The sequence below is a fragment of the Blastococcus sp. HT6-4 genome (assembly GCF_039679125.1).
GTDB lineage: Bacteria > Actinomycetota > Actinomycetes > Mycobacteriales > Geodermatophilaceae > Blastococcus > Blastococcus montanus.
Window position 1 is genome coordinate 4,041,481 of sequence record NZ_CP155551.1, and the last position, 15,199, is coordinate 4,056,679.

14 protein-coding genes are annotated in these 15,199 nt (G+C 74.1%); 5 read left to right on the forward strand and 9 right to left on the reverse strand.

What is annotated here, in order from left to right; translation table 11 throughout:
* Window positions 1–12: 12 nt before the first annotated feature.
* Both ABDB74_RS19385 and ABDB74_RS19390 read left to right on the forward strand, forming a co-directional pair.
* On the forward strand, window positions 13–915 hold the full coding sequence (locus ABDB74_RS19385; protein WP_346620458.1) for a 3-methyladenine DNA glycosylase: 903 nt from the start codon (window positions 13–15) through the stop codon (window positions 913–915).
* Entirely contained in the window at window positions 912–1,745 is an 834-nt protein-coding gene (locus tag ABDB74_RS19390) for a tyrosine-protein phosphatase (RefSeq protein ID WP_346620459.1), read from the forward strand. The genes ABDB74_RS19385 and ABDB74_RS19390 overlap by 4 nt, the downstream gene beginning before the upstream one ends.
* Window positions 1,746–1,755: 10 nt before the next feature.
* Here the strand turns inward: ABDB74_RS19390 and ABDB74_RS19395 are convergent, their stop codons facing one another.
* The 8 genes from ABDB74_RS19395 to pdhA all read right to left on the reverse strand — a co-directional run bounded on the left by ABDB74_RS19395 (window position 1,756) and on the right by pdhA (window position 11,938).
* A complete protein-coding gene (locus ABDB74_RS19395; RefSeq protein WP_346620460.1) occupies window positions 1,756–3,816 on the reverse strand; it encodes a GGDEF domain-containing protein in 2,061 nt (686 codons plus the stop codon).
* Window positions 3,817–3,916: 100 nt separating this feature from the next.
* A complete protein-coding gene (locus ABDB74_RS19400; RefSeq protein ID WP_346620462.1) occupies window positions 3,917–5,968 on the reverse strand; it encodes a diguanylate cyclase domain-containing protein in 2,052 nt (683 codons plus the stop codon).
* Window positions 5,969–6,184: 216 nt separating this feature from the next.
* Window positions 6,185–6,334, reverse strand: a complete 150-nt coding sequence (locus ABDB74_RS19405) for a hypothetical protein (RefSeq protein ID WP_346620463.1) — start codon at window positions 6,332–6,334, stop codon at window positions 6,185–6,187.
* A gap of 231 nt (window positions 6,335–6,565) precedes the next feature.
* Complete coding sequence (locus ABDB74_RS19410; protein ID WP_346620465.1) at window positions 6,566–7,027, reverse strand: SRPBCC family protein; 462 nt, start codon at window positions 7,025–7,027, stop codon at window positions 6,566–6,568.
* 81 nt (window positions 7,028–7,108) lie between these two features.
* The gene (locus ABDB74_RS19415) at window positions 7,109–8,272 is read right to left on the reverse strand and encodes an AGE family epimerase/isomerase (RefSeq protein WP_346620466.1); all 1,164 of its coding nucleotides are present in this window, start codon (window positions 8,270–8,272) and stop codon (window positions 7,109–7,111) included.
* A 34-nt stretch (window positions 8,273–8,306) separates the two neighbouring features.
* Window positions 8,307–9,818 carry a dihydrolipoamide acetyltransferase family protein gene (locus tag ABDB74_RS19420; RefSeq protein WP_346620468.1) on the reverse strand — a complete coding sequence of 504 codons (1,512 nt, stop codon included), beginning with the start codon at window positions 9,816–9,818 and terminating at the stop codon, window positions 8,307–8,309.
* 3 nt (window positions 9,819–9,821) lie between these two features.
* Complete coding sequence (locus ABDB74_RS19425; protein WP_346620470.1) at window positions 9,822–10,799, reverse strand: alpha-ketoacid dehydrogenase subunit beta; 978 nt, start codon at window positions 10,797–10,799, stop codon at window positions 9,822–9,824.
* Window positions 10,799–11,938: a pyruvate dehydrogenase (acetyl-transferring) E1 component subunit alpha gene (gene pdhA, locus ABDB74_RS19430; RefSeq protein WP_346620472.1), complete on the reverse strand. Its 1,140-nt coding sequence runs from the start codon at window positions 11,936–11,938 to the stop codon at window positions 10,799–10,801. The genes ABDB74_RS19425 and pdhA overlap by 1 nt, the downstream gene beginning before the upstream one ends.
* A 218-nt stretch (window positions 11,939–12,156) precedes the next feature.
* Here pdhA and ABDB74_RS19435 point away from each other — a divergent pair, with 218 nt between their 5' ends.
* The 3 genes from ABDB74_RS19435 to ABDB74_RS19445 are packed head-to-tail and all read left to right on the forward strand — an operon-like array spanning window position 12,157 to window position 13,888.
* Window positions 12,157–12,690, forward strand: coding sequence for an Lrp/AsnC family transcriptional regulator (locus ABDB74_RS19435; protein ID WP_346620473.1), 534 nt, complete (start codon window positions 12,157–12,159; stop codon window positions 12,688–12,690).
* The gene (locus tag ABDB74_RS19440) at window positions 12,687–13,238 is read left to right on the forward strand and encodes a hypothetical protein (RefSeq protein ID WP_346620474.1); all 552 of its coding nucleotides are present in this window, start codon (window positions 12,687–12,689) and stop codon (window positions 13,236–13,238) included. Before ABDB74_RS19435 ends, ABDB74_RS19440 begins: the two co-directional genes overlap by 4 nt.
* Window positions 13,239–13,267: 29 nt before the next feature.
* On the forward strand, window positions 13,268–13,888 hold the full coding sequence (locus tag ABDB74_RS19445; protein WP_346620475.1) for a pyridoxamine 5'-phosphate oxidase family protein: 621 nt from the start codon (window positions 13,268–13,270) through the stop codon (window positions 13,886–13,888).
* 102 nt (window positions 13,889–13,990) lie between these two features.
* Here ABDB74_RS19445 and ABDB74_RS19450 read toward each other — a convergent pair whose 3' ends face one another.
* On the reverse strand, window positions 13,991–15,196 hold the full coding sequence (locus tag ABDB74_RS19450) for an IS30 family transposase (RefSeq protein WP_346623922.1): 1,206 nt from the start codon (window positions 15,194–15,196) through the stop codon (window positions 13,991–13,993).
* Window positions 15,197–15,199 lie beyond the last annotated feature (3 nt).

Genomic DNA, 15,199 nt, shown 5'->3' on the forward strand with positions numbered 1-15,199 from the left:
TAATCTGGACGGGTGCAGCCGGTCCTCGCTCAGCCGTCGGTCCTGCCGGCGGAGGAGTGGCGGGCGCGGGCCACCGCCCACGAGGCACGTGTCGACCGGTGGGTGGCTCCCCACCGTGACCGCCGCCGCCGGGGCGAGACGCATCCCGTCCTGGACTTCCTGTTCACCTACTACTCCGAGACGCCCGGCCGGCTGCGCCGCTGGCATCCCGGCCCGGACGTGGCGCTGGCCGGTCCCGCACCGCATGCCGGCTGGCGCTGGTACGCGTCCGACGGCGGCCGGGTGCGCCTGGACGTCGACGCCTTCGCCGCCGACCGCGGCGACACCCTGCGCTTCGTCCGCAGGCTGCTCGCCGCCACGGCCTCGCGCCCGGCCTTCAGCGGCTGCTTCGGTCTGCACGAGTGGGCGATGGTGTACCGCGACACCGGGACGCGGCACCCGGTCCCGCTCCGCCTCGGGCAGCAGGGCACGGACGCCGTCGTCGAGGCGCACCCCATCCGGTGCAGCCACTTCGACGCCTTCCGCTTCTTCACCGCGCCCGCCGTCGGCCGCAACCGCCTGCAGCCCACCCGCGCGACCCAGGTCGAGCTCGAGCAGCCGGGGTGCCTGCACGCCGGCATGGACCTCTACAAGTGGGCCTACAAGCTCAGCCCGGCGACGCCGGGCGAGCTGGTCGCCGACTGCTTCCAACTCGCCGTGGAGATCCGCGAGCTGGACATGCGGGCCTCCCCGTACGACCTGCGCGACCACGGGTACGAGCCGGTCGCGATCGAGACGCCGGAGGGGAAGGCGCAGTACGTGGCCGCGCAGCGGACGTTCGCCGAACGGGGGGCGGCGCTGCGGCGACGGCTGGTGTCGGTGTGCGAGCGGCTGCTCGCTGACGCTCCCGCCGACGCCGTACCGTCGCAGCCGTGACCTCCACGCACACCGGCCGCTGGATCCGGCTCGACGGCACCACGAACATGCGGGACCTCGGCGGGCTGCCGACCACCGACGGCGGGCGGACGGCGCCCGGGCGGATCCTGCGCAGCGACAACCTCCAGACGCTCAGCGACGCCGACGTGCGGCGGCTGGTCGGTGAGATCGGCCTGCGCCAGGTGATCGACCTGCGCACCACGGCGGAGATCCTGCTGGAGGGCCGCGGGCCGCTGCGCGCCGTTCCCGAGGTGACCCACCAGCACTTCACGCTGCTGCCCGAGCGGGGCCACCACACCGACGTGTTCGCGGTGGAGGAGGAGGACGTGCGGCTCGACCTCCCGGCCGGGTGGGCGGAGTCGCTGCTGCCCCGGCAGGTCGCCGCCCACGACGAGGGCGAGCCGCCGGCCGTGCGGTCCTACCTCGGGTACCTCGGGCAGCGCTCGGACAACGTGGTCGGCGCGCTGCGGGCGCTGACCCAGGCCCAGGACGGGGCGTCGGTGGTGCACTGCGCGGCGGGCAAGGACCGCACCGGCGTCGTCTGCGCCCTGGCGCTCGCGGTCGCCGGCGTGCCGCACGACGAGATCGTGGCCGACTACGCCCTCACGGCGGAGATCATCGACGCGCTGGTCGCCAAGCTGGCCGCGTCCCCGACGTACGCCGACGACATGGTCACCCGTGACGTCTCCAGCCACACCCCGCGCGCGGAGACGATGGACCGGGTGCTCACCCTGCTCGACGAGCGGTTCGGCGGCGCGAGCGGCTGGCTCGACGCGCACGGCTTCGGCGCCGACGAGCAGGCGGCTCTCCGGGCGCGGCTGCGCGACTGACCCCGCGGGGTCACCGGCCGGCGGCTGCCACGGCGCGCCGGAGCTGCTTGTGCCGGTACATCGCCGCGTCCGCCTCGCGGAGCAGCTCGTCGGCGGTGCGGTCGCGGTCGGCGCCCAGCACGGCCACGCCGACGCTCGTGCCGACCGGCACGGGGGTGCCGTCCAGCCGGAACGGCTCGGCGAAGCAGCCGGTGACCCGGTCGGCCAGGTGGCGCGCGTCGTCGTCGTCGGCCAGGTCGGGGAGCACGACGGCGAACTCGTCGCCGCTGAGCCGGCCCACGGTGTCCCCGGGGCGCACGACGGCGCGCAGCCGGGCGGCCACCTGCCGCAGCAGCTCGTCGCCGGCCGCGTGCCCGAGGGTGTCGTTGACCTGCTTGAATCCGTCGAGATCGCAGAACAGCACGCCCGGGCGGCCGTCCTGGCCGGCGTCGGCGAGCGTGGCCTGGAGCCGCTCCAGGAACAGCACGCGGTTGGGCAGGCCGGTCAGCGCGTCGTGGGTGGCCTGGTGCCGCACGGTCTCGAGCAGACGGGCCTTCTGCAGCGCGGTGGAGGCCTGGTCGCCGACGCCGCGCAGCCGGGCGAGGACGTCGCCGTCGAGCTCCGCCGGCGCGCGGCCGGCCTCCCAGCTGGCCGTCGCCACCCCCAGGAAGGTGCTGCCGGCCAGCAGCGGCACGGCGACCACGTCCGACACGTCGATGGCGGCCATGAGCTGCCGCAGGGCCGGGCTGCTGTCGGCGGCGCGGATGATGCGCGGTTCCCGGTCGGTGAGCATCCCCACCAGCTCGGGGGTGTCCTCGGGGTGCAGCGGGGTGTTGAGGAACAGGTCCCGCGCCACCCCCGTGCCGATCGAGGACCGGCCCTGGAGCTGGCCCCGGGTCGGGTCCCAGAGCATCACCGAGGCGCTGCTGCAGCCGATCACCCGGGGCAGCGCCGCGGAGACGATGGCGCTGACGGCCGTCGGGTCGGAGGCCCCGGCCAGCTGGTGCGCGAGGGCGAGCAGCGCACCCGCCCGGTCGGCCTGCCGCCGCGCGTCCTGGAGCGCGAAGAGCAGGTCCAGAGCGGCCGCGGCGTGGCCGGCGTACGCGGCGAGCATGGTGTGCTCGTCGACCGTCGAGCCCTCGCCCGACGGATAGATCGCGGCCAGCCGGCCGTGCCGGCGGCGCGCGGAGGCCACCTCCACCACGACGGCCGTGGGGCCCAGGTCCTCACCGGCCAGGAGCCGGTCGGCCAGGTCGTCCAGGTCGTCCGCGGGGACGCCCGCCCCGTGGACCAGCGGCGGCCCGCCGTCGGGGGCGGCGACGGCGAGCAGGTGGGCCGGCGCGAGGACCGCCTCACCGGCGCGGGCGACGATGCGGTGGAGCACGGAGTCGAGGTCGTCGCTGGCGACCAGCTCGCCGGCCGCGGACTGCAGGGTGCGCAGCTGACCGCGCAGCGCGGCGAGCTCCGTATCGGCGGCCCCCCGGTCGCGGCGCCGCCGGGGCAGGCGGGACCGGCGCTCCCAGACCACGCGGTAGGTGCAGACCCGGCTGCCGTCGGCCTGGCACTGCGCGGTGGCGATGACGCCGGGCGGGAGGCCGAAGATGGTGGGCACCGTGACCGCCAGGCCGCGGGCGTACTCGCAGTCGAGCACGGAGTGGGGGTAGCCCTCGGCCAGCCGCAGGGCCATGGTCGCCGACGTCGGCGTCGTCTCCACCACCTCCATGGTGGAGACCGTGGTGAACTTGGCGGTGGTGCGCGGCAGGGTCCGGAAGACCTGGCGCGGCGTACCGAGCGCGCGCAGCACCAGGAGCAGCGAGTGGGCAAGGCCGCTCTCCACCGCTGACGCACCGATGCGGAACATGGCGTCCGGGTCGTCGAGCACGTCGATCGTCGACCGGAACAGCCTGATGCGGGTGTCGTAGCTCCACCAGCGGGACTGGTCGGCCAGCTCGTCCGCGCGGGAGGACAGCCCCGCCCCGCGGAGGACCGCCGCGACGGCGTCGTCCCCGCCGTGGCGGCGGACGTACCGGAGCACGCCGGAGGTGGTCGCGCCCGACGTCTCGCGCGCCTCCTCCGGCGGGGGTGCGGTCATGCCGCTGCCGCCCGGCGCTCCTGTACCCACCGTGCGAGCATCGGTCGGACCTGTGGACAGCTTGAGCGGAACCGACCGGTTCGGGTGAGACGGGCCCGGGTCAGCCGCGTGCCGAGGTCGGGCGGCTCGCGTGCTTGTGGCGGTACATCGCGGCATCGGCCTCCCGCAGCAGCTGCTGGGCGGTGTCGCAGCCGGCGCGGTGCACGGCGACCCCGACGCTGGTGCCCACCGCCACGTCGGTGCCCTCGAGCCGGAAGGGCTCGGTGAAGCAGTCCACGACGCGCGCGGCGAGGCCGTCGGCGTCGGCGGCGTCAGGGAGACCGGGGAGGATGACGGCGAACTCGTCGCCGCTGAGCCGGCCCACGGTGTCCCCGGGCCGCACGACGGCACGCAGCCGGGCGGCCACCTGCCGCAGCAGCTCGTCCCCGGCCGCGTGCCCGAGGGTGTCGTTGACCTGCTTGAAGCGGTCGAGGTCGCAGAAGAGCACGGCGAGGTGGGTGCGCCGGTGGGCCGCCGCGATCGCGGCGGTGAGCCGTTCCAGGAAGAGGACCCGGTTCGGCAGCCCGGTGAGCGCGTCGTGCGTGGCCTGGTGCCGCACCGTCTGGAGCAGGCGGGCCTTCTGCAGTGCGGTCGTCGCCTGGTCGCCGATCCCGCGCAGCCGGGTGAGGACCTCGCCCTCGAGGTGCACGGGGGCCTCGCCCCGGCGCCAGCCGGCGGTGGCCACGCCGAGGAAGACGCCGTCGGCGAGCAGGGGGACGGCGACGGCGTCGGTGGTACCCACCCCCTCGAGCAGCTGCCGCATGACCGGACTGCTGGTCGCGGTCCGCACGACCTGCGGCTCCCGGCTGGTCAGCATCCCCACCAGCTCGGGGACGTCCTCGGCCCGCAGCGCCGTGGCCTGCAGCAGGTCGTGCGCGGCCCCGCCCAGCCTCACCGACGAGTGCGAGCGCAGGGTTCCGGTGGTCGCGTCCCACAGCAGGATGCCTGCGGTGGTGCAGCCGACGACCCGCGGCAGGGCCTCGGTGACCAGCTCCGCCACCTCCGCCGCATCGGTCGTGGCGGCGAGCTCGTGCGCCAGTGCCAGCAGGGCGCCGGCGCGCTCGGCCTCGGTGCGCGCCTCCTCCAGCGCGATGATGAGGTCCAGCGCGGCGGCGGCGTGCCCGGCGTAGGCCGACAGCATGGCCGCCTCCTCACCCATGGCGCCGTCCCCGGCGCGGTAGAGGGCGGCCAGCCGGCCGTGCGACCGGCGGGCCGAGGCCACGTCCACGACGACGGCGCCCGGCCCGAGGTCACCGCCGTCGAGCAGGGCGGCGGCCAGCTCGGGGATCCGCTCCGGCGGCAGCCCCGAACCGTGCACCAGCGGGGCGCCGCCTCCGGGAGCGTGGACGGCGAGCAGGTAGGCCGGCGCCAGCACGGCCTCGGCGGCCCGGGACACGATGCGCTCGAGGACCGTGTCGACGTCGTCGCTGGCGACGAGGTCGCCGGCGGCCGACTGGAGGATCTGCAGCTGCCCCCGGAGGGCGTGCAGCTCGGGGTCGACGGCCGGCGTGCCACGGCGGCGCCACGGCAGTCGCGACCGGCGGTTCCAGGTCACGTGGTAGATGCACGCCTCGTACCCGTCGGACTGGCACTCCTCGTGGACCACCCGGGCCGGCGGGAGGGTGAAGATCTGCGGGACGGTGCTGAGCAGCCCCTGGGTGTAGTCGCAGTCGAGCCGGGAGTGCCGGTACCCGTCGTGCAGCCGGTAGCGGACCGTCGCCGACGTGGAGGCCGCCTCGAGGACCTCCATCGTCGAGGTGCTGCTGAACTTCTGGACGGCGCGGGGCAGCTGGCGGAAGACCTGGCGTGGCGTGCCCATGGCGCGCAGGAGGATGACCAGCGAGTGGGCCAGGCCGGTCTGCAGCACGGCCCGGCCGACGTCGAACATGGTGCGGGGGTCGTCGAGGACCTCGGTCGCGGCGGCGAACAGGGCGATCCGGGTGTCGTAGCTCCACCAGCGGGACTGGTCGTCGAGCTCGGCCGGTGTGGCGCTGATGCCGGCCTGCGCCAGCACCTGGGCGACGGCGTGGTCGCCGCCCCGGCTGCGGACGTAGCGCAGCAGTCCCCCGGTGGTGGCACCGGAGGTCTCGCGCCCGTCGGCGGGCTGCATCATCACGTCTCCCCTGCACCCGTCGCGGCAGCCCGAGTGCACTGCCGCCGCGCGGGGACGAATCGGGTGCGGCACCCACTCGACACGGATGGTGCGCGCACCGCTACAGAGTGACAGCTTTTCGTCAGTGCGGCATCTCCTGTCCCCCGAACGCATGCGACCCCGGTCTCACGGAGACCGGGGTCGGGATGTCGCGGGCCGCTCGGAGCGACCGCAGACTCAGCGGCCGAGGACGTCGCTGCTGTTCGCCAAGGTCAGGAGCTCGTCGCGCATGGCCGGGCTACTGGTGCGAGCGAGGGCCCGGTCGAGCGCCCGCCGGGTACGCGCCACCTGCCGACGCCGCCGCCAGCTGGTCGTCACGCTGCTCATGATGTGGTGCCTCTTTCGTCGGAGTTGATCGCCTGCAGCCGTAGTAACGCAGGCAGGCACCACGATAATCCGACGAAACGTCGGCGAACCTGAGACATGACCGAGGATTGGTCACCAGTTCGGGTGAGAGTCGTCACCCGGCCATGTTCGGCGCCCCATCGGCACCGGCCCCGGACGGACGACGGCGCCCGCCCCCGGAGGGGCGGGCGCCGTCGGCGGTCCGGGATCGCGTCAGCTCGGGCGCGGCACGTCCCCGCGCCAGGCACCGGTCTCGGTGCCGCGGCTCTCGATGAACTCCTTGAACTTCTTCGCGTCGGCCTTCACCTGGCGGTCGTCGAAGCCGAGCGCCGCGCCCGCCTTCTCGACCAGGCCCTCGGGCTCCCAGTCGATCTGGATCATCACGCGGGTCTTGGCGTCGTCCAGCCGGTGGAAGGTGACCACCCCGGCGTGCTTGGCCTCACCGCTCGTGCTGGTCCAGGCCACCCGCTCCTCGGGGTGCTGCTCGGTGATCTCCGCGTCGAACTCCCGCTTCACACCGTCGATGTTGGTGACCCAGTGGGTGTGGGTGGCATCGAGCTGCGTGATGCGCTCGACCCCGCCCATGAACTGGGGGAACGACTCGAACTGGGTCCACTGGTCGTAGGCGACCCGGATCGGGACGTCGACGTCGATGGCTTCCTGCACGCTGGCCACGTTCTCAGCTCCTCGTGTCGCTTGTTCGGTCGTGCACCAGCTACCCGGGGACACGAGACCCGACACGTGGGAACCGGCAGCTCAACGAAGCGCGGCGGCCAGGCTCCCCCGCACCGGCCGGCCGTCGAGCAGCAGCATCTGCGCCAGGTGGTAGGCATCCGGCTGCCCGGCCCAGGTGCCGGAGGCGGGCTCTCCGCCCGGCGTCAGCTCGTGGTGCCAGCTGCCCGTCGCGGGATCGGCGAACCGCGCCTCCCCGTGCGCCCGCCAGCGGTCGGCCAGCTCCCGGTAGCGGCGCGCTCCCGTGACCTCGGCCAGCACGGTCGCGGCCGCGACCGCCTCGCAGAGCGCCCAGTGCATGCGCGCACCGACGACGGGCCGGTCGGCCCAGTCGAGGGTGTACGGGAACCCGTCCTCCCCGTCGGCGGCCCAGCCCCGGTCGGTGGCCGCGTCGAACAGCGCGACCGCGTCCTCCAGCAGCCAGCCGGGCGGATCGGCCAGGGTGGCCCGAAGGTGCAGGCACAGCCGCGCCCACTCGAACTGGTGCCCGACCGTCACGCCGTACGGCCGGAACGGGTCGGCCGGGCGGTCGCGGTTGTACTCGGGCAGCGGCTCCCAGGCGGCCGTGAAGTGCTCGGGCAGCCGCCAGTCGCGGTCCCGCGCCCAGCCGTGGACGACCCGCCCGGCGCTGCGCAGGGCCTGCCCTCGGAGCCGGGCCGCCAGCGCCGGGTCGCCCACGGCGTCCGCCGCGGCCAGGGTGGCCTCGACGCCGTGCATGTTGGCGTTCGCACCCCGGTAGTCCGACAGCCGGGTCCAGGCCCGGTCCCACTCCTCGACCGCGAGCCCGGCGTCCTCGTCCCAGAAGTCCCGTTGCCAGACGGCGAGGGCCTCCTCGAGCAGCGCCCGCCCGCCCTCGACGCCGGCCACGGTCGCGGTCGCGCCGGCCAGGACGACGAAGGCGTGCACGTAGGCGGCCTTGGTGTCGTCGTCGGTCGCCGACCGCCAGCCGCCGTGCTCGCCGTCGTGCAGGGGTCCGGTCCGCAGTGCGTCGACGCCGTGACGGACCAGTTCGCCCGCCCCCGGCCGGCCCAGCAGGTGGGCCAGCCCGAACACGTGCGTCATCCGGGCGACGATCCACGTCTCCTGCGGCCGGCCGGGCAGCACCCGGCCGTCGGAGCCCAGGTAGCCGAAGCCGTCGGGCAGCCGCGAGCGGGCGGCGAAGTCCAGCAGCCGGTCGAGGTCGGTCACGCGGCCCAGGCTAGGGGGAGCGGTGACCGCCCCGTCAGAACGCCAGGGCGCTCCCCGGGTCGTGCAGCAGCGCGCCGACGTCGGCCAGGAACCGCGACCCCAGCTCGCCGTCGACGATGCGGTGGTCGAACGAGAGCGCCAGCTGGGTGACCTGCCGGACGCGGATCTTCCCCTTGTGCACCCACGGCATCTCCCGCACCGCGCCGAAGGCCAGGATCGCCGACTCCCCCGGGTTGAGGATCGGCGTCCCGGTGTCGACGCCGAAGACGCCGACGTTGGTGATGGTGAGGGTGCCCCCGCTCATGTCGGCCGGCGCGGTGCGCCCGGCGCGGGCGGTCTCGGTCAGTTCCCCGAGGGCCGCGGCCAGCTCGGGCAGGGTCAGCCGGCCGGCGTCCTTGATGTTCGGCACGATCAGGCCCCGCGGGGTGGCCGCGGCGATGCCCAGGTTGACCTGGCCGTGGACGACGATCTCCTGCGCCGCCTCGTCCCACGAGCTGTTCACCATCGGGTGGCGCTTCGCGGCCAGCAGCACCGCCTTGGCCACGAACAGCAGCGGGCTCACCTTCAGGTCGGCGAGCTCCGGCCGGGCGGCCAGCCGGGCGCGTAGCTTCATCATCCGCGTGACGTCGACGGTCAGGAACTCGGTGACGTGCGGCGCGGTGAAGGCGCTGGCGACCATCGCGGCCGCGGTCGCCTTGCGCACCCCCTTGATCGGGATCCGCTCCCCCCCGGTGACGACGCCCTCGCCCGTGTCCGCCGGAGCCGTGCGGGCGGCGACGGCGGCGTCGACGTCGGCCCGGGTGATGCACCCGTCGGTGCCCGAACCGGTGACCGTGGTCAGGTCGACCCCGAGGTCCTTGGCGTACTTCCGCACCGGTGGCTTGGCGAGCGGACGTGGCCCCCGGCGTCCGGGCTGGGCTCCCTGCGCCGTCGCGGCGTCCTCGCGGCGCGCCGCGGCCTCCGCCTGCCGGCCCACCTCCAGGCCCCCGTGCCGGACCGGCTTGCTGCGCATGTCCGGAGCGGTCGCCAGCAGCGGCGGGCCGTCGTCGGACGGCGGCGGTGGGCGGTCGGTGCCGCCCGAGCCGTAGTCGGCGCCGGGCAGCTCGGTGGCGCGGGCCGCGGCCCCGGCACCCGACCGCCGCGGTCGGCGCCGGGCCTCGGTGGTGCGCGGGCCGTAGCCGACGAGCACCGCCGTCCGGCCGCCGGGAGCGGAGCCGCCGATCAGGCCGTCGGCGGGCTCGGCATCGGCCGCCGGTTCTGCGGAGGTCTCGGGCTCCGGCGCGGCGCCGCCACCGCCCACGTCGATGGTGATGATCGGCGTCCCGACGTCGACCATCGTGCCGGCCTCGTGCAGCAGCTCGGTCACCGTGCCGGCCCAGGGCGAGGGCAGCTCCACGGCAGCCTTCGCCGTCTCGATCTCGCACAGCGGCTGGTTGACGGTGACCGTGTCACCGACGGCGACCAGCCACTGCAGGATCTCGCCCTCGGTGAGGCCCTCACCGACGTCGGGCAGCGGGAACTGACGGAGCGTGGACGTCTGCGTCATGGCTCAGAACCCCATCGCGCGGTCGACGGCGTCCAGCACCCGGTCGAGGTCGGGGAGGTACTCCTCCTCGAGCTTCGACGGCGGGTAGGGGGTGTCGTACCCGCCCACCCGCAGCACCGGCGCCTCCAGGGAGTGGAAGCAGGTCTCGGTCACCCGGGCGGCGATCTCGGCGCCGAGGCCGAGGGTCACCGGCGCCTCGTGGACGACGATGCAGCGGCCGGTCCGGCGCACCGACTCGAACACCGGCTCCAGATCCAGCGGCGACACCGTCCGCAGGTCGACGACCTCCAGCGACCGGCCCTCCTCCGCCGCGGCCTCCGCGGCCTGCAGGGCGGTCTTCACCATCGGCCCGTAGGCCAGCACGGTGACGTCGTCCCCGCCGTGGACCACGCGGGAGGCGAAGAGCGGGTCGGGCGTCGCGTCGACGTCGACCTCCGCCTTCTCCCAGTAGCGGCGCTTGGGCTCGAGGAAGACGATCGGGTCGGGGTGGGCGATGGCCTGCTGGATGCCCCAGTAGGCGTCCACCGGGTTGCTGACGGCGACCACCTTGAGGCCGGCGGTGTGCGCGAAGTAGGCCTCGGGGCTCTCGCTGTGGTGCTCGACCGCGCCGATGCCGCCGCCGAACGGGATGCGGATGACGATCGGCATCGGCAGCTTGCCCTTCGAGCGGGCGTGGATCTTGGCGACCTGGGTGACGATCTGGTTGTAGGCGGGGAAGACGAAGCCGTCGAACTGGATCTCGCAGACCGGCCGGTAGCCGCGCATGGCCAGGCCGACGGCGGTGCCGAGGATGCCGGCCTCGGCCAGCGGCGTGTCGACGACGCGGGCCTCGCCGAAGTCCTTCTGCAGGCCGTCGGTGATCCGGAAGACCCCGCCGAGCTTGCCGATGTCCTCGCCCATGAGGACCACCTTCGCGTCGTCCTCCATCGCCTTGCGCAGGCCGAGGTTGAGCGCCTTGCCGATCGTGAGCATCTGGCCCATCAGTGCTCGCCCCCCTCGAACGACGCCTGGTAGGCGACGAAGTCGGCCCGCTGCTGCGCCAGCTGCGGGGTCTGCTCGGCGTAGACGTGGTCGAACATCTCCGTCGGTGCCGGGGCGGGCATGTCGACGGTGCCGCTGCGGATGCGGTCGGCCAGCTCGTCGGCCTCGGCCTCGACACCCTGGAAGAACGCGGCGTCGGCGATCGAGCTGCGCGAGAGGTGGGCCTTGAGCCGGGCGATCGGGTCGCGCAGCTTCCACTCCTCCAGCTCGCTGGCCAGCCGGTAGCGGGTGGGGTCGTCGGAGGTGGTGTGCGCCCCCATGCGGTAGGTGAAGGCCTCGATGAACGTCGGGCCCTGGCCCTCCCGGGCGGCCGCGAGCGCCGACCGGGTCACGGCGAGGACGGCGAGGACGTCGTTGCCGTCGACCCGGACGCCGGGGAAGCCGAAGCCGGCGGCCCGCTGGTACAGCGGCACCCGCGACTGCCGCTCCAGCGGGACGCTGATCGCGTACTGGTTGTTCTGGCAGAAGAAGACGACGGGGGCGGAGAAGCTGGCCGCCCAGATCATCGCCTCGTTGACCTCGCCCTGGCTGGTCGCGCCGTCGCCCAGGAAAGCCAGCGCCGCGCTCTCCGCGCCGTCGCGCTGCAGCCCCATGGCGTAGCCGGTGGCGTGCAGCGTCTGCGCGCCGATCACCACGGTGTAGAGGTTGAACCCGGTGGCCACCGGGTCCCAGCCGCCGTTGTCGACGCCGCGGAAGAGGCTGATCACGTGCAGCGGGTCGACGCCGCGGGTCCAGGCGACGCCGTGCTCCCGGTAGGTGGGGAACGCCATGTCCGACTCGGCCATCGCGCGGCCGGCGCCGATCTGGGCGGCCTCCTGGCCCAGCAGCGAGGCCCAGATGCCCAGCTGGCCCTGGCGCTGCAGCGCGGTGGCCTCGACGTCCCACCGGCGGACCAGCACCAGGTCGCGGTAGAGCTCGCGGAGCTCCTGCTCGCCGATGTCCAGGGAGTAGTCGGGGTGCTCGACCCGGTCACCCTCCGGCGTGAGGAGCTGGACCAGCTCGGCCCGCTGCGGCAGGTGGGGCGCGGCGGCCCCCGGGACGGGATCGACCATCTCCGTGGTCTCGGGCAACGCTGTCACGGGTCGCGCTCCTCGTCGTCGGCCACCGCGGCCGGGGTCACCGGGGTGGCGGTGGTGCTGGACGTTCCGCACCGCCGGGTGTGGCGACGCTCACATCCATCCTGGCACGGCCGGGCGGCGGAGACCAGCCCTTGTCGAGTGCGATCTGCACATCGGGTTCTTCGTCAACTGCGCAGAAAGCGAGCCGATTCCGGCCGCCACCTGTCAGACTGCGCAACGTGTCCGAGATCGATGCCACCGACGCGCGGCTGCTCCTGGCGCTGACCGAGGACCCCCGGGCGAGCGTGATGGCCCTGTCGCAGCGGCTGGGGCTGGCCCGCAACACGGTGCAGACGCGGCTGGCCCGCCTGGAGGGCAACGGTGTCCTGGCCCCGCTGGACCAGCGGGTGCGCCCGGAGTCACTGGGCCACCACCTGGGCGCCTACATGTCGGTGCAGGTCGCCCAGCGCGGGCTCGCCGAGGTCAGCTCCGCGCTGGCCGACCTGCCCGAGGTGCTCGAGGTGACGGGCCTGTCCGGAGCCACCGACCTGCTCGTGCACGTGGCGGCCACCGACGCCGACCACCTGTGGCGGATCACCGAGGCCGTGCTCGCCATCGGCGGGGTGCAGCGGGTCGACACCGCGCTGGCCATGCGCCGCTTCGTCGACCGCCGGACGGTGCCGCTGCTCCGGCTGGCCGCGGGCCACCCACCAGGAGAGGCAGAGCGGTCAGGAGCGGCGCCGACCGGCGACGGAGCCTCGCGGGACGGGTGACCCGGCCCGCCGCCGGGTACGGCGGGCAGATGGCGAAACGGACCTCGGTCGGGACGATCGGCAAGGGCAGGCGAGGGATCAGCACGCTGGGGTGGGCGCTGCGGGGCGCGGCCGCCGGTGCGGCGGGCACGACGGCGCTCAACGCGGTCACCTACCTGGACATGGTGGTGCGCGGCCGCGGCAGCAGTTCCACCCCGGAGAAGACGGTGGAGAAGCTCGCCGACAAGGCCCACGTGCAGATCCCCGGGGACGACGAGACGCGGCAGAACCGGCTGCAGGGGCTCGGCCCGATGACCGGGCTGCTGGCCGGCGTCGGCGTCGGCGTCACCGTGGGCCTGGTGCGGGCCTCGGGCTTCCGGGCGCAGCCGCTCGTGGGCACCCTGCTGACCACCCTCGGCGTGCTCGTCGCGGCCAACGGGCCGATGACGGCGCTCGGCGTGACCGACCCCCGCACGTGGTCGGCCACCGACTGGCTCAGCGACCTGGTGCCGCACGTCGTCTACGGCGCCGTCGTCAAGACCACGATGGACGCGTTCGACCGCCCCTGAGCCCGGCCCGGCAGGGCAGGATGCCCAGCGTGCACGAGATCACCAGCGAGGACGAGCTCCGGGCCCTGCTCGGCGAACCCGCCCCGGCGGCCCTGGCCAAGGAGCGGACGGCGCTCGCCGACGTCGACCGGACCTGGCTGGCCGCCTCCCCGTTCTGCCTGGTCGCGACCAGTGCCGCGGACGGCAGCTGCGACGTCTCGCCGAAGGGTGATCCGCCCGGGTTCACCCTGGTGCTCGACGAGCGGACGATCGCCCTGCCGGAGCGGGCCGGCAACCGGCGGGCCGACGGGTACCGCAACATCCTGGCCAATCCGCACGTCGGGCTGATCTACCTGCTGCCCGGCCGCACCGACACGCTGCGCATCAACGGCCGGGCCCGGCTCACCACCGACCCCGACCTGCTGGACCGCATGGTGGTCAAGGGCCACCGTCCCGTCCTGGCCGTCGTCGTGGAGATCGACCAGGTCTTCCACCACTGCGGCAAGGCCTTCCTGCGGTCGCAGCTGTGGGACGCCGAGAGCTGGCGGCCCGACGCCGTTCCGCCGCGGGCCCGCATCGCGCACGCCCTCGAACGCCGGCACGAACGGCTCGAGGACCTCGAGCGGTACTACGCCGAGCAGTACGCGGCGGGCCTCTACCCCACCGGCTGATCCCGCCCGCGCTCCGCGCGACGATCAGCCGACCTGATCATCGAGCGTCCTCCCTCACCGCCCACCGTGAGGGAGGACGCAGCATGATCAGGTGAGGTGGATTCAAGGAGTGGTCGCAACACCGGTTGATTGATCACTGGAGAGTAGGGCGGCCATGGCTTCGGCGGGGGTGTCCCAGCCGAGTGTTTTGCGGGGGCGGCCATTGAGTTCGTTGGCGACGAAGGTCAGTGCCTCGGGGTCATGGACTGAGAGGTCGGTGCCTTTGGGGAAGTACTGGCGCAGCAGCCCGTTGGTGTTCTCGTTGGTGCCTCGCTGCCAGGGTGAGCGCGGGTCGCAGAAGTAGACCGGCAGGTCGGCGGCGAGGATGATCTCGGTGTGCCGGCGCATCTCCAGGCCTTGGTCCCAGGTCAGGGAGCGCCGTAGGAATGCGGGCAAGGTGCCGATGGTGGCCACGATCTGATCGCGGACGGCGATCGGGTCCCCGGGCCCGCCCGGCAGGTGCAGCAGCATGCAGAAGCGGGTGGAACGCTCGACCAGCGTGCCGATCGCGGAGCGGTTGTTCTTGCCCAGGATGAGGTCGCCCTCCCAATGCCCAGGAACCGCCCGGTCGGCGACCTCGGCCGGCCGTTCGCTGATCATGACCTTGTCCGGAATACGCCGGTCGGGATCGGCGCGGCCATCGACCCGCTTGCGCGGCTTGCGGATCGCCCGGCCGGTGCGCAGGCAGCTAGCCAGCTCCCGACGTAGTTCACCGCGGCCTTGGACGTAGAGCGCCCGGTAGATCGTCTCGTGAGAGGCCTCCATCGCCTCATCGTCGGGGAACCGCCGCCGCAGTCGGGCGGCGATCTCCTCCGGGGACCACTTCCTGGACAGATCGGCCTGCACCGCCACCCGCAGCGGCTCGTGCTCCAGCTTGCGCCGCTTGGGTCGCCGAGCCCGCGCCTCGGCAGCCCGCTGAGCATGGACTGCCCGATACGGCTTGCGCCCCGGCGGCCGGTTGCGGCGCAGCTCGCGGCTGATCGTGGACCGATCACGGCCGATCCGACGGGCGATCTCGGCCTGGCTGCACCCGGCGGCCAGGCCCCGCGAGATCTCTTCCCGCTCGGACAACGACAACAACCGGCCGCTCGGCTCGCTCAGGTCTACAGGTGCCACCCCGCCACACTCACGGAACCATCGCCGCGCCACGACCTGATCCACCCGGGCCTCAGCGGCGGCTGCAGCGGTCGAGGCACCCCGCCTCACCACCGCCCGCCAGAACCGCCGCTCCTTCTCCCGCGTCACCGCCACGCCCACCCCCGGGCTCAGGGA

Coding starts and splice junctions, on each gene's coding strand:
- ABDB74_RS19395 (WP_346620460.1), bottom strand. CDS start 3,816: ATGACCGCACCCCCGCCGGAGGAGGCGCGCGAGACGTCGGGCGCGACC.
- ABDB74_RS19400 (WP_346620462.1), bottom strand. CDS start 5,968: ATGATGCAGCCCGCCGACGGGCGCGAGACCTCCGGTGCCACCACCGGG.
- ABDB74_RS19405 (WP_346620463.1), bottom strand. CDS start 6,334: ATGAGCAGCGTGACGACCAGCTGGCGGCGGCGTCGGCAGGTGGCGCGT.
- ABDB74_RS19420 (WP_346620468.1), bottom strand. CDS start 9,818: ATGACGCAGACGTCCACGCTCCGTCAGTTCCCGCTGCCCGACGTCGGT.
- ABDB74_RS19425 (WP_346620470.1), bottom strand. CDS start 10,799: ATGGGCCAGATGCTCACGATCGGCAAGGCGCTCAACCTCGGCCTGCGC.